Raw genomic sequence first — 231 nt, forward strand, 5'->3', positions numbered from 1 at the left:
GTGCAGGCTCAGGCGCACGGCGAGGTGGCTGCCCGCCAGCGCGGAGATCAGCGCGTGCGTGCTGGTGCCGGGCAGGCGCCGCCACCACAGCAGCAGACCCCACACGTGGGTCACCACGCAGGACACGCCCACGGCCAGGGGGCCGATCTCGCTGCGCCCCGCGGGCGAGGTGAAGTAGTGCACGCTCAGCGTGGTGAGCCCGATGCCCAGCAGCGCGCCCACGGTGTTGAC

The 231-nt window shown here is 73.6% G+C and carries 1 pseudogene; it reads right to left on the minus strand.

The features are described from left to right. Positions 1–231: pseudogene (locus KVS67_RS13585) on the minus strand (inorganic phosphate transporter); the annotation flags it as partial.

Origin of the sequence: Micrococcus sp. GbtcB5 (genome assembly GCF_019091605.1) — a bacterium.
GTDB classification, from domain to species: domain Bacteria; phylum Actinomycetota; class Actinomycetes; order Actinomycetales; family Micrococcaceae; genus Micrococcus; species Micrococcus luteus.